This is a genomic window from Vannielia litorea, assembly GCF_900142295.1.
Classification (GTDB): Bacteria; Pseudomonadota; Alphaproteobacteria; order Rhodobacterales; family Rhodobacteraceae; genus Vannielia; species Vannielia litorea.
Map to the genome: position 1 here is coordinate 2159352 of NZ_FSRL01000001.1, position 24880 is coordinate 2184231.

Sequence of the window (24880 nt, forward strand, 5' to 3'; positions counted from 1 at the left end):
TCAACCCTCTCCCGCGCCGCTCTCGAGCAGCACCAGCGGATCGAAATCCTCGCCCATCTCGTCGAGCCAATCCTCGTCGTCGACACCATGCACCTCGGCATAGGTCTCGGGCTTCCAGATCTGAAAGCTGTCGCCCGTGGCAATGAAGAAGGCCTCGCCCTCGATGCCGATCTTCTCGCGCAGCTTGGCGGGCAACACCAGCCGCCCGGTCTCGTCCACCTGCGTGGGCAAGGACATGCCGGAGTAGAGCCGCTCGAGGTAGCGCCGCTCGCGCGAGCCCCGCGGCATGGCCGCAATCCGGTCGTCGATCTCGGCGATCGCGTTGGCGGTATAGCATTTCAGGTGGTTCTGGCGGTGGTCGCCGTAGACGATCACCAGGTTGGGGTTGTCCCCCTGGCCGCAGTCCGGGTCTTCGGCGGCCAGAACATGGCGAAACAGGGCGGGGATGCTCACCCTGCCCTTGCTGTCCACCTTGTGGTGGCTCTCGCCTCTGAACCTGCGACCCAAATCGCCGCTCCTTCACTGTCCCTCAGGCGCCCGTCGGCGACCTGACCCCCGAAAATGAAAACGGCGGATTGAGCTGCTGCCATGTGCCCAATCCGCCGCCCTCGTCCCATTTCTGGGTGTCCGGCTGCGCGCGCCACCTGGGGGGATGTCTGCTCGCTCGCGCGCCGGATCTCTTCGTTCGATGAAAGCGGGTGCCTGTATGAAAGCCTGCCTGACTTTGGGAGTTTGCGATCTTGTGTCGCTTTGTGTTCCCGTCTTCATCTGTCGAAAGGTATGCCATGGGAAAACATGGGAAGCAACAACACTTTGCCCCCTGACACCCAAATTGGCCCTACAGGAGCAGCCTCCTCCGGCCTCCTCTGTGCAGTTTTCAGAGACTTTCCAGAAGGGATGGTATTCCTCCGCGTCAACCGCACTAGATATAGTGCCGCTCAACGCGTGCAGAAACTTCCCATATTTTCCCGGTACTGCGCCGCAATACCGCCCGAAATCGCCTCTCAGCCCCCACCAGGCACCCCGAAAACCACCCCGAACCGCCGAATCCGCCGCCGTCACGCCCCCGCGATTCGCCGCGAGTCGCCCGTGATCCCATGAATTCCCACGCCCCGCCCGGATCGGGCCCCGCATCAACCGCAGAGTGAGGAGCGGCCAGTGTGATGCACAACGCGGATGGGCACGGCGATGCTCGTCGCATTGGTACCGCCTGCCGCAGGTACGGGGGCCGCAAGGCGCCTCCTTCCCGGCAGCGCGCTCCCGCCGGGAGGCAGCGCCCCTTCGCCACGGGCCGCAGCGGCCAAGCCGGACCCATACCCCCCAAACAGAACGGCCGGCGCCCCGCGCCGGCCGTTTTCGTTTTTCCCGGGCCGCCGGCCTCAGCCCATGCCGCCCTCGACCAGCCCCTGCGCCAGCCGCGCATAGGCTTCTGCCGCGGCCCCCTCGCCCGCGGCGATCGGAAGGCCCTTGTCGCCGCCCAGCCGGGTCTCCAGCTCCAGCGGCAGCTGCGCCAGCAGCGGCACATCCATCCGCCGGGCCTCCTCCGCCACGCCACCATGGCCGAACAGATGCGCCTCGTGCCCGCAGTTCGGACATATATATGTGCTCATGTTCTCGATCAGTCCCAGCACCGGGGTCTTCAGCTTGCCGAACATGTCGATCGCCTTGCGCGCGTCGATCAGCGCCACATCCTGCGGCGTGCTCACCACCACCGCGCCGGTGATCGGGTAGCGCTGGCACAGCGTGAGCTGCACATCGCCCGTGCCCGGCGGCAGATCGACGATCAGCACGTCGAGCTCGCCCCACTGCACCTGGGTCATCATCTGCTGCAAGGCACCCATCAGCATCGGCCCGCGCCAGATCACCGCCTGGCCCTCCTCCAGCATCAGCCCGATCGACATGAAGGTGACCCCATGGGCGGTGAGCGGCAGGATCTTCTCGCCATCGGGGCTGGCGGGGCGCTTGTTGACCCCCATCATCCGCGGCTGGCTCGGCCCGTAGATATCGGCGTCGAGCAGCCCCACCCTGCGGCCCCGCCGCGCCAGCGCCACCGCGAGGTTGGCCGACACCGTACTCTTGCCCACGCCGCCCTTGCCCGAGCCCACCGCAATGATCCGCTTCACGCCCGGCACGGCCTGCGGCCCGGCCTGTGGCGTGGGATGGCGCCCCACCTTCAGGCTGGGCGGCTGCTTGGGCGGCTGCGGCCCCGAGCTATGCGCCGTGAGCAGGGCGGAGACCGAAGTCACCCCCTCCACCGCCAGAACCGCCGCTTTCGCGGCCTCCAGAATCGGCTCCATCCGCGAGGCCGTGCCTGCATCCGGCGCCTCGATGACGAACTTGACCGCCCCATTGTCGCCAATCTGCAACGCGCGAATCATGTCGCGAGATACTAAATCGCCTCCGTCCGCAAGCCCGACCTTGGCCAGTGCATCCTGGATTGCGCCTTTTTCTACTGACATCTTGTCCTCTTCACATTTTCCGGCGCCCCTCGAAGTGACGTCGCGTTATTTCTTCAGCGCCTAAAATTTAGCCTTAACGCGCTGAAACTCCATCCTTTTCACCTATTCCCTCATTGCATAGCCGCGTTGCAGCGAAAGGGGTTTGTGCAGGTGCAGCAATTCCCTACATTGAGGTCAAGCAACAGGGCACAGAACGAGCCCGCCCCTGGATACGACTACACTAAGGATCAGCCACCATGGCTTATGCAACCGCACAAAACACCGCGCACACCGGCATCATCGGCCGCATCGAGGCTTTCATCGAAGCCCGCCGCGAAGCTGCCGCCAAGCGCCGCGTCTACCGTCAGACGCTCCGTGAACTTCAGACCCTGACCTCGCGCGACCTTGCCGACCTCGGCATTGCGCCGTCGATGATCCGGTCGGTCGCCTACCAGGCCGCCTACGGCGCCTGACCCGAGACACGAAGAGCCCTCTCCTCCTCCCTGGGCTCTTCGGTATCGGCGGCGACACCACCTCCTCCCGGTGTCGTCGCCGCAAACCTCCGGTTAACCGGAGCGAGATACAGAGATCAGATCGTCCGTCCTCCTCCCTGGGCGTTCTGTGATCCGGCGGCGATGCTCACCTCCTCCCGAGCATCGCCGCCACCCAGAGTTTCGGTTTCGGAGCGCCCTCTCCTCCTCCCTGGGCCTTCGAGATCCGGCGGCAGCCCACCTCCTCCCGGGTTCGCCGCCACCCAATTCGGTTTCGGTCCGCCCGACCTCCTCCCTGGGCGCCCGAGATAGGCGGTGGCCCCATCCTCCTCCCGAGGTCACCGCCCCTCAGTTTCGGTCTCGGAGCCCTCTCCTCCTCCCTGGGCTCCAGGATCCGGCGGCAGCCCACCTCCTCCCGGGTTCGCCGCCACCCAATTCGGTTTCGGTCCGCCCGACCTCCTCCCTGGGCGCCCGAGATAGGCGGTGGCCCCATCCTCCTCCCGAGGTCACCGCCCCTCAGTTTCGGTCTCGGAGCCCTCTCCTCCTCCCTGGGCTCCAGGATCCGGCGGCAGCCCACCTCCTCCCGGGCATGCCGCCACCCAATTCGGTTTCGGACGGCCCGTCCTCCTCCCTGGGCCAACCGAGATCAGGCGGTGGCCTCATCCTCCTCCCGAGGTCACCGCCCCTCAGTTTCGGTCTCGGAGCCCTCTCCTCCTCCCTGGGCTCCAGGATCCGGCGGCAGCCCACCTCCTCCCGGGCATGCCGCCACCCAATTCGGTTTCGGACGGCCCGTCCTCCTCCCTGGGCCAACCGAGATCAGGCGGGCCCCCACCTCCTCCCGGGGTGCCCGCCGCCCAATTCGGTTTCGGCACGCCCGTCCTCCTCCCTGGGCCGCCGGAAGCATAGGGGCGGCGCCTCACCTCCTCCCGAGGCAGCCGTCCCACCCTTCCTCCGCGAAGGGAACCGGAATTCAGGCGCCCGTCCTCCTCCCTGGGTGATCTGATACATGCGGCAGTGCCCACCTCCTCCCGGGCACTGCCGCTTTTCATTTCTCCCCCCCCAGCCGTCATCCTCGGGCCTGACCCGAGGATATCCCCCCAGCCGTCACCCTCAGGCCTGACCCGAGGATCTCCTCGAATCTCCCCGCCTTCCGCTTTTCATTTCCGCCCCCGCCCTACATGGTCGCCCCAATCAAGGAGGCCCCCATGCGCATTCTCTTCACCGGCGGTTCCGGCAAGGCCGGCCGTCACGCCACCCGCTACCTGCTCGACCAGGGCCACCGCGTGCTGAACCTCGACCGCACGCCCTCCGACGTGCCCGGCATCCTCAACCGCATTGCCGACATCACCGACCTCGGCGCCATGCATGACGCGATGCAGGCCTGGGCCGATTTCGACGAGCTCGAGCCCGGCACCGGCGTGCCCGCCTTCGACGCCGTGGTGCATTTCGCCGCCGTCCCCCGGATCATGGTCACCGGCGATGCCGAGTGCTTCCGGGTCAACACGCTGGGCACCTACAACGTCATCGACGCCGCGCTGAAGGCCGGCATCCGCAAGATCATCTTCGCCAGTTCCGAAACCACCTATGGCGTCTGCTTCGCCAATGGCGAGCGCAAGCCCGAGTACATCCCCGTCGACGAGGCCCACCCCACCGAGCCCGAAGACAGCTACGCCATGTCCAAGGTCGTGAACGAGGCCACCGCCCGCAGCTTCCAGCGCCGCTCGGGGGCCGATATCTACGGGCTGCGCATCAACAACGTGATCGAGCCGCACGAGTACGCCCAAAACTTCCCCGGCTTCATCAACGCCCCCGAAAAGCGGCGCCGCAACATCTTCGCCTATATCGACGCCCGCGATCTGGGCCAGATGGTCGACTGCTGCCTGCGCACCGACGGGCTGGGCTACGAGGTCTTCAACGTGGCCAATGACACCCACTCCGTCGCCGCCACCACGCAGGAGCTGACCCGCCGCTTCTACCAGGGCGTCGAGCAGCGCCGCGAGATGGGCGAGCACGAGACCTTCTACACCAACGAGAAAGCCAAGCGGCTCGTCGGCTTCTCCCCCAGGCACGACTGGCGAAGCGAGATCTGACCGCCGGGCCGCCGTGCGGGCCCTCCTCGCATCGGCGGCGAGGGCCGGAGAGCGGCGCACCGCGCGGTCGATTCATTAACGCCACCCATGTCAAAAGACATGCATACGGGTTGTGCATGGGTTGTGCATGGGTTGTGTATCACCCGAATTCGCGGTTAACGGCCGGAAATTAACCAACTCCGGTCAAAACGGAATGTCATCCGCCGCGCTTGCCGCCGGCACCACGAACTTGGCCACGACCTTCTTCACCCCCGCCTTGTCGAAGGCGATTTCCAGCTTGTCGCCCTCGATCCCGGTGATCGCGCCATAGCCGAACTTCTGGTGAAACACCCGCTCGCCCACGGCATGAGACGACACCGCCTCGGCGTCGATCACCATGTTCCGCGCCTCCTTCGGCTGGCTCATCCCGCGCACCTGCGCACGGGCCTGGAGCCGCTTCCAGCCGGGCGAGTTGTACCCATCCGCGCGGGCCGCATCCTCATGTAATGTCGAGCGAATCTCGGATCCGCCAGCACCGCCCAGCCCGGCCCCAGCGGCCGCGCCATAGCCCCCGCCGTAAAGCCCCGGAGGCGTCAGCACCTCCACATGCTCCCCCGGCAACTCGTCGATGAACCGGCTCGGCAGGGCGCTCTGCCACTGGCCGTAGATCCGCCGGTTGCCCGCAAACGAGATGGTGCACAGTTCCTCGGCCCGGGTGATCCCCACATAGGCCAGCCGCCGCTCCTCCTCGAGCCCCTTCACCCCGCTCTCGTCCATGCTGCGCTGGCTCGGAAACAGGCCATCCTCCCAGCCCGGAAGGAACACCGCCGGAAACTCCAGCCCCTTCGCCGCATGCAGCGTCATGATCGAAACCTTGGGCCCCTCCTCCTCGGATTCGTTGTCCATGATCAACGCGACATGCTCGAGGAAACCTTGCAGATTCTCGAAGGATTCCAGGGCCTTCACCAGTTCCTTGAGGTTTTCCAGCCGCCCCGGCGCCTCGGGCGTCTTGTCGTTCTGCCACATGTCGGTGTAGCCGGATTCCTCCAGGATCTGCTCGGCCAGCTCGATGTGATCGGCCTCTGCCAGCGCCCCGCCATGCCACCGGCCAAAGCCCTCCAGCAGCGCCGCGAGCTGGCCCTTGGCCTTGCCCGTCAGCTCGCCCGAAGCCACCAGAATCCGCGCACCCTCGAAGAGCGAAACCCCGTTCGCCCGCGCCGCCCGCTGCATCTTCTGCAGGGCCTTTTCGCCCAGCCCCCGCTTGGGCACGTTGACGATCCGCTCGAAGGCGAGGTCATCGTCCGGGCTGACCGCCACGCGGAAATAGGCCATCGCATCGCGGATCTCCATCCGCTCGTAAAACCGCGGCCCTCCGATCACCCGATAGGGCAATCCGATGGTCAGAAACCTGTCTTCGAAGGCCCGCATCTGGTGCGAGGCCCGCACGAGAATCGCACATTCGTTCAAGCCGACAGGCCGCATCCCGCGCGTGCCGCCGCCCATCGCCTCCAGCTCGTCACCGATCCAGCGGGCCTCTTCCTCGCCGTCCCAATGGCCGATGAGGCGCACCTTCTCGCCCTCCTCCGCTTCGGTCCAGAGCGTCTTGCCGAGCCGCCCCTTGTTGGCGGCGATCACCCCGGCGGCGGCGCCGAGAATATGCGGCGTCGAGCGATAGTTCTGCTCCAGCCGCACCACATGCGCGCCCGGAAAATCCTTTTCGAACCGCAGGATGTTGCCCACCTCGGCCCCGCGCCAGCCATAGATCGACTGGTCGTCGTCGCCCACGCAGCAGATGTTGCGGTGCCCCTGCGCCAGGAGCCGCAGCCAGAGGTACTGGGCCACGTTGGTATCCTGGTATTCGTCCACCAGGATGTAGCGAAACCAGCGCTGATACTGTGCCAGCACGTCCTCGTGCTGCTGGAAGATCGTGACCATGTGCAGCAGCAGATCGCCGAAATCGACCGCGTTCAGCGTCTTCAGCCGCGCCTGGTACTCGCGGTAGATCGCCACGCCCTTGTGGTCGTAGGCCCCGGCATCGGCGGCGGGCACCTTGTCGGGCGTCAGCGCCCGGTTCTTCCACTGGTCGATGATGCCCGCGAGCATCCGCGCCGGCCAGCGCTTGTCGTCGATGTTGGCGGCGGCGACGAGCTGTTTAAGAAGCCTTAACTGGTCATCTGTATCAAGGATGGTGAAGTTGCTCTTCAGGCCCACCAGTTCGGCATGGCGGCGCAGCAGCTTCACGCAGATGGCGTGAAAGGTGCCGAGCCAGGGCATCCCCTCCACCGCCTCGCCCATGAGCCGGGCCACCCGGTCCTTCATCTCGCGGGCAGCCTTGTTGGTGAAGGTCACGGCCAGAATCTCATTGGGCCGCGCCCGCTGTGTCCAGAGCAGGTGCGCGATCCGCGTGGTCAGCGCCTTGGTCTTGCCGGTGCCCGCTCCCGCGAGCATCAGCACCGGCCCCTCCAGCTGTTCGACGGCCTCGCGCTGCGCCGGGTTCAACCCGTCGAGATAGGGCGCGGGACGGGCGGCCACGGCCTGTTGCGACAGGCTCAGGGGGCGATCGGGCTGGATACTGCTCATGCGCGCGAGCATAGCCTCTTGCGGGGCCGAGGAAAAGCACCACGTTCGCGTTGTGTTCCACCCTCGAGGCGCCGGCATGGCCGCCGCTCCCCGCCCACCGGTCCAGGCCGGGCAGAATACCTCCTTATCCGCTGCATCGCGGCATATCCCCTTTCCCTTCCGTAAAACTTCCGTAACAATCCATTCCGCTGCAACGCGGAATAACGGGGAGAGCCATGGCCGAATTCAAAAAGATCCTGATCGCGAACCGGGGCGAGATTGCCATCCGGATCATGCGGGCGGCCAACGAGATGGGCAAGAAAACCGTTGCCGTCTACGCCGAGGAAGACAAGCTCGGCCTCCACCGCTTCAAGGCCGACGAGGCCTATCGCATCGGCGAGGGCCTCGGTCCGGTGGCGGCCTACCTGTCGATCGACGAGATCATTCGCGTCGCAAAGATGTCCGGCGCCGACGCGATCCACCCGGGCTACGGGCTGCTCTCCGAGAACCCGCAATTCGTCGACGCCTGCGAGGAGGCTGGCATCAAGTTCATCGGCCCCAAGGCCAAGACCATGCGCCAGCTCGGCGACAAGGCCAGCGCCCGCAAGGTCGCCATCGAGGCCGGCGTGCCGGTGATTCCCGCCACCGAGGTGCTGGGCGACGACATGGAGGCGATTGCGAAGGAAGCCGAGCAAATCGGCTACCCGCTCATGCTCAAGGCCTCCTGGGGCGGCGGCGGTCGCGGCATGCGTCCGATCAACAAGCCCTCGGAACTGAAGGAGAAAATTCTCGAAGGCCGGCGCGAGGCCGAGGCCGCTTTCGGCAATGGCGAGGGCTACCTCGAAAAGATGATCACCCGCGCCCGCCACGTCGAGGTGCAGATCCTGGGCGACTCCATGGGCAACATCTACCACCTCTGGGAGCGCGACTGCTCGGTGCAGCGCCGCAACCAGAAGGTCGTCGAACGCGCCCCCGCTCCCTACCTCTCCGAAGCCCAGCGCGAGGAGCTCTGCAACCTCGGCAAGAAGATCTGCGAGCACGTGAGCTACGAGTGCGCCGGCACCGTCGAGTTCCTTATGGATATGGAGACCGGCAAGTTCTACTTCATCGAGGTGAACCCCCGGGTCCAGGTCGAGCATACCGTCACCGAGGAAGTGACCGGCATCGACATCGTCCAGGCCCAGATCAGGATCGCCGAGGGCAAGTCGCTCACCGAGGCCACCGGCGTCGCCTCGCAGTATGACGTGCGCCTGAACGGCCATGCCATGCAGTGCCGCGTCACCACCGAGGATCCGCTCAACAGCTTCATCCCCGATTACGGCCGCATCACCACCTATCGCTCCGCCACCGGCATGGGCATCCGGCTCGACGGCGGCACCGCCTATGCCGGGGCGGTCATCACCCGCTACTACGACTCGCTGCTGACCAAGGTCACCGCCTGGGCCCGCACGCCCGAGGCCGCCATTGCCCGGATGGACCGTGCCCTGCGCGAGTTCCGCATCCGGGGCGTGAGCACCAACATCGACTTCGTCATCAACCTGCTCCGGCACCCCACCTTCACCGGCAACACCTACCACACCAAGTTCATCGACGAGACGCCGGAACTCTTTGATTTCAAGCGCCGCCGCGACCGTGCGACCAAGATCCTGCGCTACATCGCCGACGTCACCGTGAACGGCCATCCCGAGACGGCGGGCCGCCCCCGGCCCGCCGAGGCCAAGCCGCCCAGGGCCCCCGCCCGGCGCACCGAGAGCCCCGCGCCCGGCACGCTGAACCTGCTGCAGGAGAAGGGCCCCAAGGCGGTGGCCGACTGGATGAAGGCGCAAAAGCAGCTCCTCATCACCGACACCACCATGCGCGACGGCCACCAGAGCCTTCTGGCCACCCGGATGCGCTCGATCGACATGGTCCGCGTCGCCCCCTCCTACGCCGCCAACCTGCCGCAGCTCTTCTCGGTCGAGTGCTGGGGCGGCGCCACCTTCGACGTGGCCTACCGTTTCCTGCAGGAGTGCCCCTGGCAGCGCCTCCGCGACATCCGCGCCGCCATGCCCAACATCATGACCCAGATGTTGCTGCGCGCCTCCAACGGGGTGGGCTACACCAACTACCCCGACAACGTGGTGGTGAGCTTCGTCAAGCAGGCCGCCGCCTCCGGGGTCGATGTGTTCCGCGTGTTCGACTCGCTCAACTGGGTCGAAAACATGCGCGTGGCGATGGATGCCGTGGGCGAGAGCGGCAAGATCATCGAGGGCACCGTCTGCTACACCGGCAACCTGATGGACCCGGCCCGCGCCAAGTATGACGTGAAGTACTACGTTGAAATGGCCAAGGAGCTCGAAGCCGCCGGGGCCCATGTGCTCGGTCTGAAAGACATGGCCGGCCTGCTGAAGCCCGCCGCGGCATCGGTGCTGATCCCGGCGCTCAAGGATGCGGTCGATCTTCCGATCCACTTCCACACCCACGACACCGCCGGCATCGCCTGCGGCACCATCCTCGCCGCCTCCGAGGCCGGCGTGGACGCGGTGGATTGCGCGATGGACGCGCTCTCGGGCAACACCTCCCAGGCCACGCTCGGCACCGTGGTCGAGGCGCTGCAATACACCGACCGCGACACCGGGCTCGATATCGGCGCGATCCGCGAGATCTCCGACTACTGGGAGACCGTGCGCACCCATTACGCCGCCTTCGAGAGCGGCCTCCAGGCGCCTGCCTCGGAGGTCTACCTGCACGAGATGCCCGGCGGCCAGTTCACCAATCTCAAGGCCCAGGCCCGCTCGATGGGGCTCGAGGAGCGTTGGCACGAGGTCGCCCAGATGTATGCCGACGTGAACCAGATGTTCGGCGACATCGTGAAGGTCACCCCCTCCTCCAAGGTGGTGGGCGACATGGCCCTCATGATGGTGTCCCAAGGGCTAACCCGCGCCGAGGTCGAGGATCCCAAGCGCGAGGTCTCCTTCCCCGACTCGGTCGTCGACATGATGAAGGGCAACCTCGGCCAGCCCCCCGGCGGCTGGCCCGCCGCGATCCAGAAGAAGGTGCTGAAGGGCGAGAAGCCCCTCACCGAGCGCCCCGGCAAGTCGCTGCCGCCGGTCGATATCGAGGCCACCCGCAAGGAGGCTTCGGCAAAGCTCGGCATCGAGCTCGATGACGAAGACCTGAACGGTTACCTGATGTATCCCAAGGTCTTCTCCGACTACGCCGCCCGCCACGAGGAATATGGCCCGGTCCGCACCCTGCCGACCGATACCTACTTTTACGGCATGGAGCCCGCCGACGAGATCTCGGTCGAGATCGACCCGGGCAAGACGCTGGAAATCCGTCTTTCCGCCGTGGGCGAGACCAACGAGGAGGGCATCGCGCGGGTCTTCTTCGAGCTGAACGGCCAACCCCGCACCATCCGCATCCCCGATCGTCGCGTCGCCGCCGCGGTGCAGGCTCGGCCCAAGGCCGAGCTCGGCAACGACAACCACATCGGCGCGCCGATGCCCGGCTCGGTGGCCTCCGTGGGCGTGCAGGCCGGCCAGAAGGTGAGCGCGGGCGACCTGCTGCTGACCATCGAGGCGATGAAGATGGAAACCGGCCTCCACGCCGACCGCGACGCCACGGTGAAGGCCGTCCACATCCATCCGGGCGACCAGATCGACGCGAAGGACCTGCTGGTGGAGTTGGAATAGGGCCGCCCCCGCCGGCCCGCAGCTCTCTGCAGTCGTCCGCCCCTGACAGCCAGGTTCCGCCCATGCCTGGCTCCGAGGATGATAAACGGCGCGTTTTCTGCTATCCTTGAGGTCCATTTCGATCTCAAGGACATTTTCTCATGCAAACCACTTTTGACGCTTCGCGCCTGGCCGACGCGCTATCGGCCCTGCTCTGGTCCAACCGCCCCTACCTTCTGGGCGGCAAGCTCGGCATCAACGTCCCGCCCGACCAGGCCCGCAGCGGCTCGGGCGGGATAGATTGCTCCGGCTTCACCCGCTACGTGCTGCACCACGCCAGCAACGGCCAGCTCTCGCTCTCGGGCGGCAGTGCGAGCCAAAGCGCCGCGCTGGAGCAGATGGGCTACCCAAGCGTGCCCGAGGCCGACTTCGCCGCGACCCAGCGGCTCTGCGACAACACCCTGCGGATCGGCTTTCGCAACACCGAATGGGCGCGCAATCCCGACGGCACGCTGCAGCGCAACGGGCGGCGGCTGGTGGCGGAGGCCATCGGCCATGTCTGGCTGGTGCTGAACGCCACCACCTACGAAAGCAGCACCCGGCTTGGCCGCAACGGCCCCATGGCCAGCGGCGCCACGAACCTGCGCACCGATACCGATGCGATCTTCACCCTGGGCCCGGTGCCCAACTGGCAGCAGCGAAGCTACGACATCCTCTTCGCCCACGACGCCGCGATGACCGACGTGGGCTGACCCGACCCCGCGTTCTCCGGCCACGGGAACGGTTGAAACCGCTGTGCTTCTGCGCTCCCATGCGCCCGGTTTCAGGGAGTCCCGCATGTTCGCCATCACCTCGGTCAACGCCGGCCTGTTCGGCATCCTCTACGTCGCCCTCAGCTATCTTGTTGCCCATACCCGTCGCACAGGCGGGGTGAGCCTGGGCTATGGCGAAGACAGGCGCCTCACCCGGCGCGGCAGGGCACATGGCAACTTTTCCGAATACGTGCCGATCGGGCTGATCCTGCTCGCCCTGACCGAGGCCCAGGGCGCCCCCGCCGTCGCGCTGCACGCCCTCGCCCTGTGCCTCCTCGCCGGGCGGCTGCTGCACGGCTGGGCCTTCATCGGCCCCCGGCTGAACCGGCGCTTCCGTGTCGTCGGCATGATCCTCACCCTGAGCGCCCTGCTCCTCGCCTCGCTCGGCCTGCTCCTCCACGCCCTTCTCTGAGCGGGCAAAAATTTTCGTCAGGCGGGCGAAATTTCCCCTTGAACCCGCCCGGCACGCCCGTTATCTCACCGCTACTCAACGGACGCGGGCGTAGCTCAGGGGTAGAGCATAACCTTGCCAAGGTTAGGGTCGTGAGTTCGAATCTCATCGCCCGCTCCAATGAGTTCCTTCACAGACATCGGTGAATGATCGCAGCGCCTCCGGCGCCTGCGTCACACGTGCACATCGCCCGGCCCGAAGGCGCGGAAACGGTGCGCTGCGATGCCCTCCGCCGCCAGCGCCGCCGCCAGCAGCTGCACCGGCTCCTCCCTGGGCTCGTCGGTCAGCTGGAAGGTGCCCCAGTGGATGCCCAAGCCCTGCCCTGCTCCCACATCGTTGAACACCCGCACCGAGTCCTCCGGCGCCACGTGCTGATTGCCCATGAACCACCGCGGCTCGTAGGCACCGATCGGGATCAGCGCGATGTCGGGCGCGCCGTGGCGGGCGCGGATCTCCCGAAAGATCGCGCCATCGCCGTAGCCGGTATCCCCGGCAAACCAAAGGCTCCCCTGGGGCGTATCGAGCCAGTATCCGCACCAGAGCGCCATCCGCCGGTCACGCAAGCCCCGGGAGGACCAATGGTTCGCTGGCGTCAGCGTGGCCACCACGCCCTCGCCCAGCGCGACCTGCGCATGCCAGTCCCCCACCGCCACCCGCACGCCACCGGCCCTGCGCACCGTGGCATCGGTGCCCAGCGGCATCACCATCAGGGGCGCGTGCGCCGCATGGAGCCGCCGCAGGGTGGGGAGGTCGAGGTGGTCGTAGTGATTGTGGCTGAGCAGCACCGCGTCGATCTCCGGCAGATCCTCGAACCGCACCCCCGGCGCCGTCACCCGCCTCGGCCCGGCAAAGCGCAGCGGGCTGGCGCGCTCCGACCAGACCGGGTCGGTCAGAATGTTCAGCCCCGCGACCTGGATCAGCACGCTGGCATGGCCCACCATCGTCAGCCGGGGCGTCTCGCTGCGCGCGGGCGGCACCGCAGACGTCACCGGCACCCTGCGCGGCCACCTTGCCCGCTGCCCGCTGCGCTGCCATTTCCAGATGTCGCGCAGCCCGCGATCCGGCAAGGGCTGGCCCGGGGAGTGAAACCGCAGACCATCGAAATTGGCCGTCACCGGGCCGCTGTAGTACCGATTCTTTCTCATGGCTCCCGCTGTCTCCCGCTCCCCTCCGAGCTAGGCCCCCCGTCGCGCCAGGCACAAGCCTCTCATCGGCCGGACCCCATGCATCGGCCCTGCCCCCACTTCACTATCTGTTGAAGCGCCGCCGAATTTCGCTAGGCTTGTCACATTCATTGCGCCGTAGGGAATTTGACCGATGTGGAATTTCAAGTCCTCCCTTGCCTGGGGACTCCTGAAGCAGACCGCCGCCTTCACCGGATATCGCCTCGGGGTCTTTCTCGGGATCGCCACCTGCTATGCCCTGCTGGCCTGGATCGGCTGGATCGTGGGCCGCACCATTGCCGGTCAGGCAATCGCCTACGGCGGGGCCAGCCTGAGCACCGGTATCGCACTCTGGAACAGCCTGCCCCCGCTCTTCATCCTGCTCTTCTGCGGCTCCCTCGGCATCGGCATGTGGTTCCTGCGCAAGCATCTCTACTGGTACGTCCGGGCGCCCCACATCGCGCTGATGGCCGAGATCCTCGAAGGCCGCCGCCTGCCCGAGGGCAGCCAGATCAACACCGGAATGGATCTGGTCAAGGAGCGCTACGGTGACATGAGCCGCCTCTGGGCCCTGCGCGGCCAGATCGAAACGACCCTGCCCGCGATCAACACCCTTCTGCCGCTGCGCGCGCTCTTCGGGATGAAGCCCGAGGGCAAGGGCGTGGGCATCAATGCCCCCTGGCTCTGGCTGGCCCAGCGTCCGATCGACGAGATGGTGCTGGCCCACGGGCTGCGCAAGCGCTCGGTGAATCCCTACGCCGGTGCCCGCGAGGGGCTGGTGCTGCTGGCCCAGAACGGCAAGCCCGTGGTCGGCAATGCGCTCACCCTCCAGGGACTCGGCTGGGCCTATACCACCATCGCCTTCGTCGGCTGGCTGCTTCTCTTCGCGCTGGTCATCCTGCTGGCGCCGGGAGCCGGGCTGCTCATGGTCATCATCTCCGGCCTCTTCGCCTGGGGCACCAAGGCCGGGCTGATCGACGCCTTCGCCAATGCCTGCCTCCTGCAAATCTACGTCGGCGCGACCCGTGGCCAGCGACCCAACCCCGATTGGGAAGCCCGGCTCGACGCCGAGTCCGAGGCCTTCGCCGAGCTTGGCAAGGAGGCCGCCACCCTGCCCGGCGGCGCCGACCGGACTTCCGCCACCGCGCAGAAAACCGTGATCGGCGGCGCGCTGCCGGATGCCGAGCCTGCCCCGGCTTCCGCCCCGTCGTCCGCCGCTGCCGCAGCGGCCGCCGCCGCCGTCGCCGCGCCCGCTGCGGCCCCGGAAGTGGCCGCAGCCGCCTCCGCCTTCGCCCCGCCAAGAGAGCTGATGCCCAGCGGTTTCGTGCCGCCCCGCCCGGCGCCCGCCGCAGCCCCCGCACCCGCGGCCCCCGCACCCGCAGCCTCTGGTCCCGCCGCCGAGGCCCCGGCACCAAAGCCCGCCGACCCCGAGCCCAAGCCCGAACCCGCGCCGCAAGCCGCGCCCGTGGCAGCCCCGGCCCCGGAACCGGCCCCCGAGCCCAAGCCCGAGCCTGCGCCGCCCGCCGCACCCGCCGCGGCACCAGACCCGGCACCGGCACCTGTCGGAGCGCCCGCGGCGCCGAGCCCAGCACCGGCACCTGTCGCAGCCGCGACGCCCGAGCCCGACCCGGCGCCCATCCCGCAACCCGCGCATCCGCCCACGCCGCCCGAAACGCCCGCCGAGCCGCCGCGCGAGGCCCCCGCTCCGACGCCCCAGGAGGTGCCCGCCCCCAACCCACCGCAAGAGGTGCCGCCCAGCACGCCGCCCGAGCTGCCCACCGGCACCGCCGAGTCGGATCCGCTGGCCACAACGCCCCAGGCCCTGGCCGAAACGCCCGAGACCCGCGCGATCCCCGCCGCGATCTCCGATCCCTGGAGCGCGCCCGAGCCGGAGCCCGCCCTCGCGGCGCCGGAGTCGGAGCCCGTGGCGGCATCCGAACCCGCACCGCAGCCCGTGCCCGAGGCCCCGCCCGCGCCGCAACCGCTGGCTTCCGACCCAGCCACAACCGCCACGCCTGCCGCCTTTGCAGACCCGTGGGCCGCCGCGCCCGCCGAGGCCGAGGGGTCGCCACCCGTCGCACCGGAGCCCGAGCCACAGCCCGCCCCGGAACCGCCCGCCGCGGTCTCGCCCGCACCGCCTCCGCCGGAGCCCGCGGCCCCGCCGCCGCCACCTTCCGCGCCCCCCGCGGCCTCTGCCAAGACGGTCATCGCGCCCATGCCCACGCTCGACGACAGCCGGAAACCCGGCGACGAGGCATAACCCTCTGGCGCAGCCGCGCCACAGACCGCCCCTCGCCGCGCCTCGCCCCCTTCCCTGAGCGCGCCGCCGCGCCTATACCCCTGCCGACCCGCTTCGGAGGCCCTTGATGCGCAAAGCCAGCGTTACCCGTGAAACCGCGGAAACCGCGATCACCGTCGAGATCGACCTCGACGGCACCGGCAGCTACGCCAATGCCACCGGCGTCGGCTTCTTCGACCACATGCTCGACCAGCTGGCCCGCCACGCCCTGATCGACATGAAGGTGAGCGCCAAGGGCGACCTGCACATCGACGATCACCACACCGTCGAAGACGTGGGCATCACGCTGGGCAAGGCGCTGACGGAGGCGATGGGCGACAAGCGCGGCATCACCCGCTACGGCTCGTGCCTGCTGCCGATGGATGACGCGCTGGTGCGCGCCGCGCTCGACCTCTCGGGCCGGCCGTTTCTCGTCTGGAACGTCGCCATGCCGACTGCCAAGATCGGCAGTTTCGATACTGAGCTGGTGCGCGAGTTCTTCCAGGCCTTCGCCACCCACGGCGGCATCACCCTGCATGTCGACGCGCTGCACGGGATCAACAGCCACCACATCGCCGAGGCCGCCTTCAAGGCCGTCGCCCGCGCCCTGCGCGATGCGCTCGAGGCCGACCCCCGCAAGGCCGACGCGATCCCCTCGACCAAGGGCACGCTCTGACCCGCCTCACGGCGCGCTTTCACGGCGCGCGCCCTTGACGCCCTCGCCGTTTCCCGCCACCCACGAGGCGCGAAAGGAGCCCCCATGCGCACCGTCCTCATCGACTACGACAGCGGCAACCTGCACTCCGCCGAGAAGGCCTTCCAGCGCATGGCCGCCGAGGAGGGCGCGGGCGAGGTGATCGTCACCTCGCACGCCGAGGAGGTCGCCCGCGCCGACCGCATCGTGCTGCCCGGCGACGGCGCCTACCCCTCCTGCCGGGCCGCGCTCGCCGCCCGGCCGGGCATGATCGAAGCCATCACCGAGCACGTCGAGACCAAGGGCAAACCCTTCATGGGCATCTGCATCGGGATGCAGATGATGAGCACCCTGGGCCGCGAGCACGAAGACACGCCCGGCTTCGGCTGGATCCCCGGCGAGGTGGTGCCGATCGCCCCCGCCGACCCCGCGCTGAAGGTGCCCCACATGGGCTGGAACGATCTCGTGCTCTCCGGCACCCACCCCTGCCTCGACGGGGTCAGCACCGGCGATCACGCCTATTTCGTTCACAGCTACCACCTGCGCCCCGAGCACCCCGCGCAGCGCCTCGCCTATGCCGACTACGCGGGCGAGGTGACGGCCATCGTCGGCGAGGGCACCCGCTTCGGCACGCAGTTCCACCCCGAGAAGAGCCAGGCCACCGGCCTGCGGATCATCGCCAATTTCCTGAAATGGGCGCCATGACATCCGCCATCGGCTGGTCGTCCGGCAAGGATGCCTGCATGGCGCTGATCCGCGCCCGCGCAGCAGGCCATCAGGTGACCACGGCGCTGACCACGATCAACGAGGCCTTCGACCGCGTGGCCATGCACGGCACCCGCGCCGATATTCTTCGCGCCCAGGCCAGCGCCGCCGGGCTCGACCTGCTCGAGGTGCCCCTGCCCTGGCCCTGCTCCAACGAGATCTACGAGGCCCGCATGGCCGGGGCCGTGGAGGCCCTGAAGGCCCGCGGCATCACCCGGATGATCTTCGGCGACCTCTTTCTCGAAGACGTCCGCGACTACCGGATCAAACAGCTCGAGGGCACGGGCATTGCGCCGGTCTTCCCGCTCTGGGGCGAGAGCACGGCCGCCCTGGCCGCCGAAATCGCCGGGACCTTCGACACCCGCATCGTCACGCTCGATCCGGCCAGGCTGCCCGAAACCTTCGCCGGCCGGCGACTCGACGCCGCCTGTCTCGCCGACCTCCCCGAGGGCGTGGACCCCTGCGGCGAGAACGGCGAATTTCATACCTGCGTGCTGAATGCCCCCTGCTTCAGGGCGCCGATCTCGGCCACCCGGGGAGAGACCGTCACCCGCGACGGCTTCGTCTATTCGGATCTGGTGCTGACCGGCGCCTGATCGGCGCCCCGAGGCTCACTTCAGACGGGTCCAGGTCTGGTCCATGCAGATCGGCCCGGCGCAGCCCTTCACCACCATCTTGTTGCCCTGAAGGACCATCTGCGCGCCGTAGTCACGCTTCATGACCGGCACATAGGCCCGCCCTTCGTAGGTGTTTCCACCTGCCGGGGTCATGTCCCAGAACACGCGCTTGCCCACGTTGGGCGACTGGATCGGCTGGCCGGAGGCGTTGAAGGCCTTCACGATGGTGCCGCACATGGCCGCGCCACACTTCACCGCCTTCACATGGGCCACGTTGCCCTTCTTGTCGGGGCCGGTCAGCCACATGCCTTCGGGAGTCGCCGCCTGCGCAGCACCCGAGAGCAACGCCACCACGGCGCCCGCGATCATCATGGTCGAAAAAGTCTTCGTCACCGGCATCACTCCCTTTGGCGACACTGGCTCGCTTCGCTGGAAAACAGCAGCCGCAAAGCATGATCGCGCTATGGAGTTAACCGTGAGTCGATGCAAGAGGTTCCTGCGGTGCAGCGCAAAATCGGCGGCACACCGCAGGAAATCGGGTCTTACTTGACCTTCTGCCAGGTGCCGCCGTCGCGACAGATACCCAGCACGCAGCCCGACACCTTGAGCGTGGAGCCCGAGAGCATCAGCTTGGAGTTGTAGGTCTTGCCGCGGTCGGGCGAATAGACCTTGCCCTTGTACTGGCCGCCCCCCGAAGCCGTGGTCTGCGAAATGATCTGACGCCCCACATTCTCCGATTTGATCTCCTTGCCGTCCGGCCCGTAGGCCTTGATCAGCGTGCCACAGAGCCCGCCGCCGCAGGGCTTCACCTGCACCAGCCCCGAGTTCCCGTTGTCGTCCTTGGCGGTGCGCCACAGGCCTTCGAGCGGGTCCGCCGCCCAGGCCGGGGCCGCCACCAGCAGGGCCGCCAGGGTCATTGCAATCTTGCGCATGGTTCTCCTCCCATTCCTAACGCTGGTCGCATCCTGAGGCCACGCCCGAGCGTCACGCAACTGTAACGTTGGGTCCGGCGCGTTCACTTCTGCGCCGCCCCTTCCCTTCGAGCGCTGCCCGTGGCAAACCCCGCGCCAAAAGGAGCCGCCCCATGATCCTCTACCCTGCCATCGACCTGAAAGACGGCAACGCCGTGCGGCTCCTGCGCGGCGACATGGAAAAATCCACCACCTTCAACGAGGATCCGGCCGCCCAGGCGATGGAGTTCGTCAACGCGGGCTGCGAGTGGCTGCACCTGGTGGATCTCAACGGCGCCTTCGCCGGCGAGCCGGTCAACGCGGCCCCGGTCGAGGCGATCCTGAAGGCCACCAAGACGCCCGCCCAGCTCGGCGGCGGCATCCGGGACGTGGCCACCATCGAAGGCTGGCTCACCAAGGGCCTCGCCCGCGTGATCCTCGGCACCGTCGCGGTGGAAAACCCCGCGCTGGTGCGCGAGGCCGCCGCCGCCTTCCCCGGCCAGGTCGCCGTGGGGATCGACGCGCGGCACGGCATGGTCGCCACCAAGGGTTGGGCCGAAGAGACCGATGTCAACGCCACCGACCTCGCCCGCTCCTTCGAAGATGCCGGCGTCGCCGCCATCATCTACACCGACATCAACCGCGACGGGGCCATGCAGGGCCCCAACGTGGAGGCCACCGACGCGCTGGCCCGCGCCGTCTCGATCCCGGTCATCGCCTCCGGCGGCGTGTCCTCGCTGGCCGACCTCGAGGCGCTCAAGGCCTGCGGCACCATCGCCGGGGCCATCTCGGGCCGCGCCCTCTACGATGGCGCCATCGACCTCAAGGAGGCCCTCGCCGCCCTGCGCGGCTGACACTTGGCCGAACCCATGCCCTCCGCGCGCCGGCCAGCCCGCCGATGCCGGTCGCACCTTCCACGAGGCCGAGGCACCCACTAGGCTCCCGCCCATGACACCGCTCGGCGCCGCCATCCTGCTCAGCCCGCTGCCGCTGCTTGCGGCGCTGCCCTTTCTCAAGAGTCGCTCCGCCCGTTGGCTGGCGGCCCTGGCAACACCCTTCGCCCTGTTCTGCCCGGCACTGCTCTGGCTCGCCGGGGACTGCGCCGAGGATGAACTGGCCTTTACAGGGTGCGCCCACACCGCCCAGCCGCTTGCGGATGCCTTCGGCGCCCTGGGCCTTCTGGCCTATGTCGGCTGGGTCATCGCCGGACCGGTGCTGCTCGTCGCCATCACCGCCTGCGAGGTCTCCGCCCGTCGGGCCTAGCCGCCCGCCGCCGCGCCGGTGAGCTTTTTCAAGGCGCCCTCCATCTGGCCGATCGCCTCCAGGTCGTCGTCCACGCCGACCTCGTCCAGCATCTCTTCGGGATCCTGGTAGGAGAGCGTCACGACACCCTCGGCATCCTGCCAGACAAGCACCTTCATCGGCAGCACCAGCCCGGCCATGGGCGAGGTCTGAATCGCAGGCGTCCCGAGCTTGGGGTTGCCGAAGATCACCAGCTCCATCGGCGCAAGCTCCATGCCCGCGCCCCGGGCACCCGCCGCATGATCGACGCGGGCAAAGACCGTGGCCCCTGCACCCTCGATCGAGGCAACCAGCCGGTCGGCCACCTCCGCCACGCTGCCGGTGGCCTCCACGTTGATGATGTCGTCATCTGCCAGCGCAGGCGCGGCGGCAAGGGTCAGGGCAAGGGCGGCAATCGTTCGTTTCATGGCTGTCTCTCCCGGTTGGATCACGCAAGCTCAACCCGAGACTGCCCGCCCCGTTCCGCGCGTCCATGAAAGCCGCATCACAACTGCGCCATCCAGAGCCGTACCTTGAGCCCGCCGTGGGCCACATGCGGGCCCGGCGGCTGCCAGGGCAGGCCCGTGGCGCGCGCCAGTTTCTCCTCGCTGGTGACCATCGCCACCCGCCAGCCGCCAAAGCGCTCCTTCATCACCTTCCCGAAGCTGCCGTAGAGCCCGAACAAGGGCCCCTTGTTGCCGATCCGGCTGCCGTAGGGCGGATTGCAGATCACCAGCCCCGGCGCACAGTCCGGCCGCTCCAACGCGCCCAACGCGACCTCCTCGAACCGGCAGTCCACCCCGGCCCGCTCCGCGTTCTCCCGGCTCATCCGCACCGCCCCGGCATCCCGGTCCGAGCCTATCACCGGCCCCTCACCCCGCGCCACCGGCGCCCGGTCTTTCATCTGCGCAAAGGCTGCCCCGTCGAAGCTGCCGAACCCCTCGAAGGCAAAGGCGCGTCCGCGCCCCGGCGCCAGCCCCGCGGCGATCTCCGCCGCCTCGATGCAAAAGGTGCCGGAGCCGCACATCGGGTCCAGCACCGCCTCCCGGCCCGCGTAGCCCGCTGCCCGCAGGAACCCCGCCGCCATGGTCTCCCGCATCGGCGCGGCGTTCACCGCCTCCTTGAACCCCCGGCGGTGCAATGCCTCGCCCGAGCTGTCCACGCTCACCACGCAGGCGTTGTCCTCGATCCGCACCAGCACCCGCAGCCCGTCGGGGTCCACCACCGCGCCGGCCCGCTGAACCGCCTGCTCCAGCCGTCCCTTCACCGCGCCCGCGTGATAGAGCTTCGAATGCTTCGTCGCCGCCTCCGCCCGCACCGGCTGGCCCGGCGCCAGAACCGCAGGCCAGTCCACCGCGTCCAGCCCCGCCTCGAGCGCCCGAAAGCTCATCGCCCGGAACGTCGCCAGCCGCACCAGCACGCGGCCCGGGATGCGCAGAACCAGGTTCGCCCGCCACACTTCGGGCCATGCGCCCCGGCACACCACCCCTCCGGGCACCACCCGCGCCCTGGCAAAGCCCTGCTCCCGCGCCTCCAGCGCCGCCACCTCCTCCAGCCCCGGCGCCACCACCAGGAAGATCTCCAGCTTTTCCATGCCCCTGCCCTAGCCCGCACCGCTTCCCTCCGCCAGCAAAACCGGCTATCGCAGCCCCATGCTGAAGACCCGCATCATCCCCTGTCTCGACGTCGCCGATGGCCGCGTGGTCAAGGGCGTCAACTTCGTCGACCTCGTGGATGCCGGCGACCCCGTGGAATCCGCCCGCGCCTACGATGCCGCCGGCGCCGACGAGCTCTGTTTCCTCGACATCCACGCCACCCACGAGAATCGCGGCACGATGTACGACCTGGCGACCCGCACCGCCGAGCAGTGCTTCATGCCACTGACCATCGGCGGCGGCGTGCGCAGCCACGAGGACGTGCGCAAGCTGCTGCTCTCGGGCGCCGACAAGGTGAGCTTCAACTCCGCCGCCGTGGCCGACCCCGACGTCATCACCGAGGCCGCCCTGCGCTTCGGCTCGCAATGCATCGTCTGCGCCATCGACGCCAAGACCGTCGAGCCCGGGCGCTGGGAGATCTTCACCCATGGCGGCCGCCGCCCCACGGGGATCGACGCGGTGGAATTCGCCGTCATGATCGCCGAGAAGGGGGCAGGCGAGATCCTCCTCACCTCCATGGACCGCGACGGCACCAAGGCGGGCTTCAACCTCCCCCTCACCCGTGCCATCGCCGATGCCGTGCCGGTGCCGGTGATCGCCTCGGGCGGCGTCGGCACACTCGACCACCTCGTCGAGGGCGTTACGCAAGGCCATGCCTCCGCCGTGCTCGCCGCTTCGATCTTCCACTTCGGCACCCACACCATCGGCGAGGCCAAGGCCCACATGGCCGCCGCCGGCATTCCCGTGAGGATGACATGAGCCTTTCCGCCCTCGCCGCCACGATTCAAAGCCGCAAGAGCGCCGACCCCGACACGAGCTGGACCGCCAGGCTGCTCGCCAAGGGGCCGGAGAAATGCGCCGAAAAGTTCGGCGAAGAAGCGGTGGAAGCCATCATCGAAGCGGTCAAGGGCGACCGCGCCAGGCTCACCGCCGAGGCCGCCGACGCGCTCTACCACCTGCTCGTGATGTGCGCCGCCCGCGACGTGACTCTGGCCGACATCGAGGCCGAGCTGGCATCGCGCAGCCAGCAATCCGGCCTCGCCGAAAAAGCGTCCCGCTGAACCCGACCTGCCCATCTTCTTGGCGCAAATACCTCGGGGGGTGCGGGGGGCTGGCCCCCCGCCCGATCGCCGATCAGGCCGTGCGCCGCTCAGGGCAGCCGCGCCGTCACCTCGATCTCGATCTTCATCGCCGGGCTGATGAGCCCCGCCTGGATCATCATCGCCGCCGGCCGCGCCCTCGCAAAGGCCTCTGCCAGCACCGGCCAGCAGGGCTCGAAATCCTCCGCCACCGGCAGCACGTAGTTCACCCGGACCACGTCATCGAGGCTCGCGCCGGCCTTCTCCAGCGCACGGCGGATGGTTTCCAGCGTGTTGCGGCACTGCTCCACCACGCCCTCGGGCATCGCGCCGCTGTCGGGGTCGGCCCCGGTGCTGCCCGACACGAAAACCCAGCCGTCGCAGACCACCGCGCGGCTGTAGCCGATCTTCTCCTCGTAGGGCCCGCCCGAGCTGATCAAGGTCCGTTTCATCTCTCTCTCCATCCGTGGGGTGCGCCCGCATTGCGTACCCATCAAGAAAAGGCCCCGCTGCCGCGAGGCCCTGTGGGGTGGGTCAAACCCACCAGGTCAAACCGGGATAAGGTTACGCCGAGGCGTTCTCCGCCTTGGTCTCCTCGGAGTAGATGAACAGCGGCTGCGCGTCGGAGGTCACCGCCTCCTCGTTCACCACAACCTCATCCACCTCGGTCATGCCCGGCAGGTCGAACATCGTGTCAAGCAGGATGTCTTCCATGATCGAGCGCAGCCCGCGTGCGCCGGTCTTGCGCTCGATCGCCCGCTTGGCGATGGCGCGCAGCGCGTCGTCGGTAAAGGTCAGGTCGGTGTTCTCAAGCTCGAACAGCCGCTGGTACTGCTTGACCAGCGCGTTCTTCGGCTCGGTGAGGATCGTCACAAGCGCGTCCTCGTCGAGGTCCTGGAGCGTGGCCAGCACCGGCAGGCGGCCGACGAACTCGGGGATTAGGCCGAACTTCAGCAGGTCCTCCGGCTCCAGCTCGGTAAAGATCTCGCCCACGCCGCGGCTCTCGGCATCCTTCACGTCGGCGCCGAAGCCGATGGCCGAGCCCTTGCCGCGGGCCGAGATGATCTTGTCGAGCCCGGCGAAGGCCCCACCGCAGATGAACAGGATGTTCGTGGTGTCGACCTGCAGAAACTCCTGCTGCGGATGCTTGCGCCCGCCCTGCGGCGGCACCGAGGCCACGGTGCCCTCCATGATCTTCAGAAGCGCCTGCTGCACGCCCTCGCCGCTCACGTCGCGGGTGATCGAGGGGTTGTCGGACTTGCGGGTGATCTTGTCGACCTCGTCGATGTAGACGATGCCGCGCTGCGCCCGCTCCACGTTGTACTCGGAGGCCTGAAGCAGCTTCAGGATGATGTTCTCCACGTCCTCGCCCACGTAACCGGCCTCGGTCAGCGTGGTGGCATCGGCCATCGTGAAGGGCACGTCGAGGATGCGCGCCAGCGTCTGCGCCAGCAGCGTCTTGCCGCAGCCGGTCGGGCCGATCAGCAGGATGTTCGATTTCGCCAGCTCGATATCGCCCGACTTGCTGGCGTGGTTGAGCCGCTTGTAGTGGTTGTGCACCGCCACCGAGAGCACACGCTTGGCATGCATCTGGCCGATCACGTAATCGTCGAGAACCTCGCAGATCTCCTTCGGGGTCGGCACCCCGTCTGCGGATTTCAGGCCGGAACTCTTGGTCTCCTCGCGGATGATGTCCATGCAGAGTTCGACGCATTCATCGCAGATGAACACCGTCGGCCCTGCAATCAGCTTGCGCACCTCGTGCTGGCTCTTTCCGCAGAAAGAGCAGTAGAGCGTGTTCTTGCTGTCACCACCTGAATTCGTCGCCATTCATAACCCCTCGGGCTGCTCTGCCCGTTTCTTGCGTTCTGCCCTGTCTGCGCCCCGGATTTGGAGAATCCTAGGGCAGCACCCTACGGGACACA

Annotated in this window: 23 protein-coding genes and 1 tRNA gene; 14 read left to right on the top strand and 10 right to left on the bottom strand. The window is 68.0% G+C overall.

The window, feature by feature from the left end:
* Both mraZ and BUR94_RS10555 read right to left on the bottom strand, forming a co-directional pair.
* Complete coding sequence (gene mraZ / locus BUR94_RS10550) at window positions 1–507, bottom strand: division/cell wall cluster transcriptional repressor MraZ (protein ID WP_074256200.1); 507 nt, start codon at window positions 505–507, stop codon at window positions 1–3.
* Between the two features lie 872 nt (window positions 508–1379).
* Window positions 1380–2459 carry an Mrp/NBP35 family ATP-binding protein gene (locus BUR94_RS10555; RefSeq protein WP_074256201.1) on the bottom strand — a complete coding sequence of 360 codons (1080 nt, stop codon included), beginning with the start codon at window positions 2457–2459 and terminating at the stop codon, window positions 1380–1382.
* 236 nt (window positions 2460–2695) lie between these two features.
* On the opposite strand from BUR94_RS10555, the gene BUR94_RS10560 reads away from it, so the two are divergent.
* Together BUR94_RS10560 and BUR94_RS10565 are read left to right on the top strand one after the other, a co-directional pair.
* Window positions 2696–2911 carry a DUF1127 domain-containing protein gene (locus tag BUR94_RS10560; RefSeq protein WP_074256202.1) on the top strand — a complete coding sequence of 72 codons (216 nt, stop codon included), beginning with the start codon at window positions 2696–2698 and terminating at the stop codon, window positions 2909–2911.
* Window positions 2912–4134: 1223 nt separating this feature from the next.
* Window positions 4135–5019, top strand: coding sequence for an NAD-dependent epimerase/dehydratase family protein (locus tag BUR94_RS10565; protein WP_074256203.1), 885 nt, complete (start codon window positions 4135–4137; stop codon window positions 5017–5019).
* Window positions 5020–5202: 183 nt separating this feature from the next.
* On the opposite strand, the gene BUR94_RS10570 is transcribed toward BUR94_RS10565, so the two are convergent.
* Complete coding sequence (locus BUR94_RS10570) at window positions 5203–7578, bottom strand: ATP-dependent helicase (protein WP_074257679.1); 2376 nt, start codon at window positions 7576–7578, stop codon at window positions 5203–5205.
* 215 nt (window positions 7579–7793) lie between these two features.
* Here BUR94_RS10570 and BUR94_RS10575 point away from each other — a divergent pair, with 215 nt between their 5' ends.
* The 4 genes from BUR94_RS10575 to BUR94_RS10590 all read left to right on the top strand — a co-directional run bounded on the left by BUR94_RS10575 (window position 7794) and on the right by BUR94_RS10590 (window position 12593).
* Window positions 7794–11231, top strand: coding sequence for a pyruvate carboxylase (locus BUR94_RS10575; protein ID WP_074256204.1), 3438 nt, complete (start codon window positions 7794–7796; stop codon window positions 11229–11231).
* Window positions 11232–11371: 140 nt separating this feature from the next.
* On the top strand, window positions 11372–11962 hold the full coding sequence (locus BUR94_RS10580; protein WP_074256205.1) for an NlpC/P60 family protein: 591 nt from the start codon (window positions 11372–11374) through the stop codon (window positions 11960–11962).
* A gap of 85 nt (window positions 11963–12047) precedes the next feature.
* The gene (locus BUR94_RS10585; protein ID WP_074257680.1) at window positions 12048–12434 is read left to right on the top strand and encodes an MAPEG family protein; all 387 of its coding nucleotides are present in this window, start codon (window positions 12048–12050) and stop codon (window positions 12432–12434) included.
* 84 nt (window positions 12435–12518) lie between these two features.
* A tRNA-Gly gene (locus BUR94_RS10590) sits at window positions 12519–12593 on the top strand.
* Window positions 12594–12646: 53 nt separating this feature from the next.
* Here BUR94_RS10590 and BUR94_RS10595 read toward each other — a convergent pair.
* Window positions 12647–13618: an MBL fold metallo-hydrolase gene (locus BUR94_RS10595; RefSeq protein ID WP_074256206.1), complete on the bottom strand. Its 972-nt coding sequence runs from the start codon at window positions 13616–13618 to the stop codon at window positions 12647–12649.
* A 172-nt stretch (window positions 13619–13790) separates the two neighbouring features.
* On the opposite strand from BUR94_RS10595, the gene BUR94_RS21060 reads away from it, so the two are divergent.
* From BUR94_RS21060 to BUR94_RS10615, 4 genes are all read left to right on the top strand, one after another.
* Complete coding sequence (locus tag BUR94_RS21060) at window positions 13791–15896, top strand: hypothetical protein (protein ID WP_074256207.1); 2106 nt, start codon at window positions 13791–13793, stop codon at window positions 15894–15896.
* Window positions 15897–16002: 106 nt separating this feature from the next.
* Complete coding sequence (hisB, locus tag BUR94_RS10605; RefSeq protein WP_074256208.1) at window positions 16003–16590, top strand: imidazoleglycerol-phosphate dehydratase HisB; 588 nt, start codon at window positions 16003–16005, stop codon at window positions 16588–16590.
* An 84-nt stretch (window positions 16591–16674) separates the two neighbouring features.
* Window positions 16675–17313 carry an imidazole glycerol phosphate synthase subunit HisH gene (gene hisH / locus BUR94_RS10610; RefSeq protein WP_074256209.1) on the top strand — a complete coding sequence of 213 codons (639 nt, stop codon included), beginning with the start codon at window positions 16675–16677 and terminating at the stop codon, window positions 17311–17313.
* Window positions 17310–17969 carry an adenine nucleotide alpha hydrolase gene (locus BUR94_RS10615; RefSeq protein WP_245794432.1) on the top strand — a complete coding sequence of 220 codons (660 nt, stop codon included), beginning with the start codon at window positions 17310–17312 and terminating at the stop codon, window positions 17967–17969. The genes hisH and BUR94_RS10615 overlap by 4 nt, the downstream gene beginning before the upstream one ends.
* Window positions 17970–17984: 15 nt before the next feature.
* On the opposite strand, the gene BUR94_RS10620 is transcribed toward BUR94_RS10615, so the two are convergent.
* Both BUR94_RS10620 and BUR94_RS10625 read right to left on the bottom strand, forming a co-directional pair.
* Window positions 17985–18383, bottom strand: a complete 399-nt coding sequence (locus BUR94_RS10620; protein ID WP_175570458.1) for a DUF2147 domain-containing protein — start codon at window positions 18381–18383, stop codon at window positions 17985–17987.
* A gap of 149 nt (window positions 18384–18532) precedes the next feature.
* The gene (locus BUR94_RS10625; protein ID WP_074256211.1) at window positions 18533–18922 is read right to left on the bottom strand and encodes a DUF2147 domain-containing protein; all 390 of its coding nucleotides are present in this window, start codon (window positions 18920–18922) and stop codon (window positions 18533–18535) included.
* 152 nt (window positions 18923–19074) lie between these two features.
* Here BUR94_RS10625 and hisA point away from each other — a divergent pair, with 152 nt between their 5' ends.
* Both hisA and BUR94_RS10635 read left to right on the top strand, forming a co-directional pair.
* Window positions 19075–19794, top strand: coding sequence for a 1-(5-phosphoribosyl)-5-[(5-phosphoribosylamino)methylideneamino]imidazole-4-carboxamide isomerase (gene hisA / locus BUR94_RS10630; RefSeq protein WP_074256212.1), 720 nt, complete (start codon window positions 19075–19077; stop codon window positions 19792–19794).
* Between the two features lie 94 nt (window positions 19795–19888).
* Entirely contained in the window at window positions 19889–20203 is a 315-nt protein-coding gene (locus tag BUR94_RS10635) for a hypothetical protein (protein ID WP_074256213.1), read from the top strand.
* Here BUR94_RS10635 and BUR94_RS10640 read toward each other — a convergent pair.
* Both BUR94_RS10640 and BUR94_RS10645 read right to left on the bottom strand, forming a co-directional pair.
* Window positions 20200–20649, bottom strand: a complete 450-nt coding sequence (locus BUR94_RS10640; RefSeq protein ID WP_074256214.1) for a DUF302 domain-containing protein — start codon at window positions 20647–20649, stop codon at window positions 20200–20202. The genes BUR94_RS10635 and BUR94_RS10640 overlap by 4 nt on opposite strands.
* A gap of 77 nt (window positions 20650–20726) precedes the next feature.
* On the bottom strand, window positions 20727–21815 hold the full coding sequence (locus tag BUR94_RS10645; RefSeq protein ID WP_074256215.1) for a THUMP domain-containing class I SAM-dependent RNA methyltransferase: 1089 nt from the start codon (window positions 21813–21815) through the stop codon (window positions 20727–20729).
* A 58-nt stretch (window positions 21816–21873) separates the two neighbouring features.
* Between BUR94_RS10645 and hisF the strand changes: the two genes are divergently transcribed.
* Together hisF and BUR94_RS10655 are read left to right on the top strand one after the other, a co-directional pair.
* Window positions 21874–22635: an imidazole glycerol phosphate synthase subunit HisF gene (gene hisF, locus BUR94_RS10650; protein ID WP_074256216.1), complete on the top strand. Its 762-nt coding sequence runs from the start codon at window positions 21874–21876 to the stop codon at window positions 22633–22635.
* A complete protein-coding gene (locus BUR94_RS10655; protein ID WP_074256217.1) occupies window positions 22632–22937 on the top strand; it encodes a phosphoribosyl-ATP diphosphatase in 306 nt (101 codons plus the stop codon). Before hisF ends, BUR94_RS10655 begins: the two co-directional genes overlap by 4 nt.
* A gap of 89 nt (window positions 22938–23026) precedes the next feature.
* Here the strand turns inward: BUR94_RS10655 and BUR94_RS10660 are convergent, their stop codons facing one another.
* The gene (locus BUR94_RS10660) at window positions 23027–23407 is read right to left on the bottom strand and encodes a RidA family protein (protein ID WP_074256218.1); all 381 of its coding nucleotides are present in this window, start codon (window positions 23405–23407) and stop codon (window positions 23027–23029) included.
* Between the two features lie 112 nt (window positions 23408–23519).
* Window positions 23520–24785, bottom strand: coding sequence for an ATP-dependent Clp protease ATP-binding subunit ClpX (gene clpX, locus BUR94_RS10665; protein ID WP_074256219.1), 1266 nt, complete (start codon window positions 24783–24785; stop codon window positions 23520–23522).
* Window positions 24786–24880: the final 95 nt, after the last annotated feature.

Coding starts and splice junctions, on each gene's coding strand:
- BUR94_RS10555 (WP_074256201.1), bottom strand. CDS start 2,459: ATGTCAGTAGAAAAAGGCGCAATCCAGGATGCACTGGCCAAGGTCGGG.
- BUR94_RS10560 (WP_074256202.1), top strand. CDS start 2,696: ATGGCTTATGCAACCGCACAAAACACCGCGCACACCGGCATCATCGGC.
- BUR94_RS10565 (WP_074256203.1), top strand. CDS start 4,135: ATGCGCATTCTCTTCACCGGCGGTTCCGGCAAGGCCGGCCGTCACGCC.
- BUR94_RS10570 (WP_074257679.1), bottom strand. CDS start 7,578: ATGAGCAGTATCCAGCCCGATCGCCCCCTGAGCCTGTCGCAACAGGCC.
- BUR94_RS10575 (WP_074256204.1), top strand. CDS start 7,794: ATGGCCGAATTCAAAAAGATCCTGATCGCGAACCGGGGCGAGATTGCC.
- BUR94_RS10580 (WP_074256205.1), top strand. CDS start 11,372: ATGCAAACCACTTTTGACGCTTCGCGCCTGGCCGACGCGCTATCGGCC.
- BUR94_RS10585 (WP_074257680.1), top strand. CDS start 12,048: ATGTTCGCCATCACCTCGGTCAACGCCGGCCTGTTCGGCATCCTCTAC.
- BUR94_RS10595 (WP_074256206.1), bottom strand. CDS start 13,618: ATGAGAAAGAATCGGTACTACAGCGGCCCGGTGACGGCCAATTTCGAT.
- BUR94_RS21060 (WP_074256207.1), top strand. CDS start 13,791: ATGTGGAATTTCAAGTCCTCCCTTGCCTGGGGACTCCTGAAGCAGACC.
- hisB (WP_074256208.1), top strand. CDS start 16,003: ATGCGCAAAGCCAGCGTTACCCGTGAAACCGCGGAAACCGCGATCACC.
- hisH (WP_074256209.1), top strand. CDS start 16,675: ATGCGCACCGTCCTCATCGACTACGACAGCGGCAACCTGCACTCCGCC.
- BUR94_RS10615 (WP_245794432.1), top strand. CDS start 17,310: ATGACATCCGCCATCGGCTGGTCGTCCGGCAAGGATGCCTGCATGGCG.
- BUR94_RS10625 (WP_074256211.1), bottom strand. CDS start 18,922: ATGCGCAAGATTGCAATGACCCTGGCGGCCCTGCTGGTGGCGGCCCCG.
- hisA (WP_074256212.1), top strand. CDS start 19,075: ATGATCCTCTACCCTGCCATCGACCTGAAAGACGGCAACGCCGTGCGG.
- BUR94_RS10635 (WP_074256213.1), top strand. CDS start 19,889: ATGACACCGCTCGGCGCCGCCATCCTGCTCAGCCCGCTGCCGCTGCTT.
- BUR94_RS10640 (WP_074256214.1), bottom strand. CDS start 20,649: ATGAAACGAACGATTGCCGCCCTTGCCCTGACCCTTGCCGCCGCGCCT.
- BUR94_RS10645 (WP_074256215.1), bottom strand. CDS start 21,815: ATGGAAAAGCTGGAGATCTTCCTGGTGGTGGCGCCGGGGCTGGAGGAG.
- hisF (WP_074256216.1), top strand. CDS start 21,874: ATGCTGAAGACCCGCATCATCCCCTGTCTCGACGTCGCCGATGGCCGC.
- BUR94_RS10655 (WP_074256217.1), top strand. CDS start 22,632: ATGAGCCTTTCCGCCCTCGCCGCCACGATTCAAAGCCGCAAGAGCGCC.
- BUR94_RS10660 (WP_074256218.1), bottom strand. CDS start 23,407: ATGAAACGGACCTTGATCAGCTCGGGCGGGCCCTACGAGGAGAAGATC.
- clpX (WP_074256219.1), bottom strand. CDS start 24,785: ATGGCGACGAATTCAGGTGGTGACAGCAAGAACACGCTCTACTGCTCT.